The organism is Actinosynnema sp. (assembly GCF_052038725.1).
Map to the genome: position 1 here is coordinate 1 of NZ_JBQGCX010000965.1, position 3,865 is coordinate 3,865.

The following is a 3,865-nucleotide window of genomic DNA, read 5'->3' on the forward strand; positions in this document are numbered from 1 at the left end:
CCCGTTTCCAGGCCGCCCGCGCGGCCGACCGGGCCCGCTTTCCCCGTGGCGGCAACGAATTCCCCGCACCGCGCCGATGCGCCCGCACCGGCGGAACCCCGTAGCGACCACCCTCCGTGACACCGGATCTTCAACCGCCGCAACGGTTTCCGCCCCGGCGGACCGATGCGACCGCACCGGTCCGAGCACCGCCGGGCGAGCGGATTCCCCGTCACCGCAACAACTCCAGCCCCACGACGCGCGCACCGCCCTGAACGCCGCGCAGCGCCGTCGAACGCCCCCGCAGCCCTGCCGCGGCCGGCACGGCGCGCCAACGCCGCACAGCGCCGCTGAGCGCCCAAGCGCCGCGCTCCCGTTGCCGCGCAGCACTCCCGGCCTCCCGCGCGCCCGGTTCCCCTTGCCGCGCAGCGGTCTTGACCGTCCACCCGCGCGACTCCCCTTGCCGCACAGCGGTCTTGATCGTCCGACCACGTGATTCCCGTTACCCCGAAGCACCCTTGATCACCACCAGCGCGACGCCCGCCCCCCGGACAGCGCGAAGGGCGGCCCCGCGCCCCCGGTCACCGGACCGGACGCGCGGGAACCGCCCCGCGAACTCCCCCGAGGGGGAAGAACCTCGGCGCCGCCGAGAAGCCGTCAGCGCGCCAGGCGCTGCGCGGCGCCTCTCTCCACCTCGGCGCGCTCCTCCGCCGCCCATCTCGCGGCCTGCCCGTCAGCGGCCCGCCGACCGGGCGCCGGGCGCCGGGCGGGCGAGGGCTTGCCCACGTTCAGCAGCCGCGCCACCTCCGCCCGCAGCCCCACGAACACGTCCGACTCGCGCGTGGTGATCTGGTCGCGCGGCGCGGGCAGGTCCACCCGCAGGTCCGCCACCACCGACGCGGGCGAGGTCGACAGCACCAGCACGCGGTCGCCCAGGTACACGCTCTCGTCGATGTCGTGCGTGACCACCAGCACCGTCGTGTCGTGTTCGGTGCGGATCTTCAGGAGCAGGTCCTCCAGCTCGAACCTGGTCTGCGCGTCCACCGACGCGAACGGCTCGTCCATGAGCAGCAGGGCGGGCCGGTACGCCAGCGCCCGCGCGATCGCCACCCGCTGCTGCATCCCGCCGGACAGCTGCCACGGGTACTTGCGCCCCGCAGCCGCCAGCCCGACCCACTCCAGCGCCTCGGCCGCGCGCGCCCGCCGCTTGGCCCGCCCGACCGAGCTGCGCAGCGGGAACTCCACGTTCTTCTGCACCGTCAGCCACGGGAACAGCGAGCGGCTGTAGTCCTGGAACACCACGGCGAGGTCGTCGGGCACGCCCTTGACCGCGGCGCCGTGCAGGCTCACCGCGCCCCGGCTGGGGCGCACCAGCCCGGAGATCGTCCGGAGCAGCGTGGACTTGCCGCACCCGGAGGGGCCGACGACGCAGACCAGCTCACCGGCGCCGACGGTGAAGGAGAGGTCGTCGATCGCCGTGTGGGCGCCGTCCTTGCCCTGGTAGGTGTGGCCGAGCGCGGCCACCTCGAGCATCGCGGTCATGTCAATCCTCCACCGTCGCGGGGGTGCGCCCCTCGCGCTTGGGCTGCCAGGCGAGCGCCCGGTTCTCCAGCGCGAGGAGCACGGTGTTGAGGGTGTAGCCGAGCACGCCGAGCAGGACGATCCCCGCCCACATGCCGGGGAAGTCGAACTGCCGCTGGGCGAGCAGCAGCTGCGAGCCGATGCCGTTGTCGGTGCCGACGAGCTCGGAGACGACCATGAGCACGAGCGACAGCGACAGGCTGACCCGGAGACCGGCGAAGATCTTCGGGGCGGCCGACGGCAGGACGACGCCGAGGACCCACTGGGCGCGCGGGATGCGGAACACCTCGGACGTCTCGGTCTTGGTGCTGTCGACGGAGCGGGCGCCGTCGACGGTGTTGAGCAGGATCGGCCACAGCACGCCGAAGACGATCGTGGCCAGCTGCATCGAGGTGCCGATGTTGAACAGCAGCAGGAACACCGGCACCTGCGGGGGCGGCGGGATGGAGCGAATGAACGTCAGCACCGGCCCCGCGTACTCCATGGCCCGCTCGGAGCGGCCGAGCGCGAGGCCGAGCGCGACGCCGACGACGGCGGCGATGCCCCACCCGGTGAGCAGCCGGGTCAGGCTGGGCACCAGGTGCTCGAACACCACGTCGGTCAGGACCAGCATCTCGGCGGGGCCGCTGAGCCACAGCTGCGCGGCGGCGTCCGCGATCACCGTGGGGCGCGGGAAGAACGGGTCGTCCGCGAGGAACGTGACCGCCTCCCACACCAGGACCAGGCAGCCGAAGACCACCCACCGCTGGAGGAAACCCGACAGCGCCCTCACGACCTGCCCCCCGCGGCGAAGCCCCAGCGGACCCAGCGGCGCTGCGCGCGCTCCAGCCCCTCGTTGACCAGGTAGCCGAGTACGCCCGCGACGACGGTGCCCGCGAGCACCAGGTCCATGCGGCCCGCGCCGCTGCGGGCGTCCATGACGAACTCGCCGATCCCCGCCGCGCCGCCCGCCAGCATCTCGACGCTGACCAGCACGACCAGGCAGGTCGTCGCGGCCAGCCGGATGCCGGTGAACACGAACGGCAGCGCGCTGGGCAGCGCCACGGAGAGCAGCACGCGCACCCGGCCGGCGCCGAACACGCGGGCGGTGTCGACGAGCAGGGGGTCCAGCTCGTCGAGCGCGTAGATGGTGTTGAACAGGATCGGCCACACCGCCGCGTAGACGGCGAGGGCGATCTTCATCTCCGGGCCGAGGCCCAGCACGACGATCGCCAGGGGGATCAGCGCCACCGACGGGATGGGGCGCAGGAACTCCACCACGGCGCGCGTCGCGTGGCGCACCGACGCGACGCTGCCCAGGACCAGACCCGCGGGCACGGCGACGCCCACGGACAGCAGGACCGAGATGAGCAGCGCCAGCACGGTCGCCACGACGTCGCGCAGGAACGTCTCGTCCCCGAGCAGGGCGAGCAGTTCGACCGCCACCACGGAGGGCGGCGGCAGGTACTCCTGGGGAACCAGGCCAGATCGGCCGAAAAGCTCCCAGATGACGAGGAACCCGGCCGCACCGAGCAGTCCTCGGGTTAGCGCACGCACGCGCAACGCCTCTTCCCAGTTGATCAACCCGAGCCAACCCGGCCAATCTAGAGAGTCGAACGGGGTTGCCACAATAAGGGAGCAGAAAACTTCGCCCCCCGATCCGGTCGAGTTGACTTCGCTGCGCACTGAAGCCACCGCAACCACAGCAGTGAGTACTACTGCGCAGGCAGGAGGCCCCTACGGCATCCGGGTGATCCCCTGGATAGCCGGGAAAACTCGCTTCTCGTCCACAGAGGACGAATTCACGATCAGTTTTCCACGGCCCCCGCCGAACGCCTCGGACAACGCGCCGCAGCCGTCCATTCCGGTCGCCGGACGAACGATTTCCTCGAACTGCTCGGCACAACCGCGCACGCGGTACCACAGCGCGGTCCACACCGGACGACCCGCCCGCGCGGAGCGGACCACCCCGCGCCGGGGACCGGGGAGCGGGGCGCGCCGGACGCCCGGTCGCCGGGACCGGGACCGCCCCTCCCCCGACCGCCCGCCCGCTCCCGGCCGGGACCGCGCCACCGCGCCCGAGCCGTCCGGCACGCTCCCACAACCCGCGCGCGACCACCCGGATCCATTTCCGCTGAGTGGAACTTCCCCCGCGCGGAGCAGTCGCGCGGGGGCCGGAACACGCGACGGGACCCCGAGAACGGGCCGCGATCCGGGACGCGCGCCGGGTCCCGCGGATCCGCGCCCCGGCCCGGAGCGCGCGACGGGGCCGCCCCGGCGAACCGGTGCGGCCCCGCGTCGGCGGGGGCGCCCGCCGACCAACCCC

At 73.4% G+C, this 3,865-nt stretch carries 4 protein-coding genes; all 4 read right to left on the reverse strand.

Going from position 1 to position 3,865, the window contains the following annotated elements; all coding sequences use genetic code 11:
- Positions 1–636: 636 nt before the first annotated feature.
- Entirely contained in the window at positions 637–1,521 is an 885-nt protein-coding gene (locus ACTUAL_RS20540; protein WP_096496261.1) for an ABC transporter ATP-binding protein, read from the reverse strand.
- Position 1,522: 1 nt separating this feature from the next.
- Positions 1,523–2,332 carry an ABC transporter permease gene (locus tag ACTUAL_RS20545; protein WP_440901386.1) on the reverse strand — a complete coding sequence of 270 codons (810 nt, stop codon included), beginning with the start codon at positions 2,330–2,332 and terminating at the stop codon, positions 1,523–1,525.
- Entirely contained in the window at positions 2,329–3,096 is a 768-nt protein-coding gene (locus ACTUAL_RS20550) for an ABC transporter permease (protein WP_096498023.1), read from the reverse strand. The genes ACTUAL_RS20545 and ACTUAL_RS20550 overlap by 4 nt, the downstream gene beginning before the upstream one ends.
- 180 nt (positions 3,097–3,276) lie before the next feature.
- Complete coding sequence (locus tag ACTUAL_RS20555) at positions 3,277–3,477, reverse strand: hypothetical protein (protein WP_440901387.1); 201 nt, start codon at positions 3,475–3,477, stop codon at positions 3,277–3,279.
- Positions 3,478–3,865: the final 388 nt, after the last annotated feature.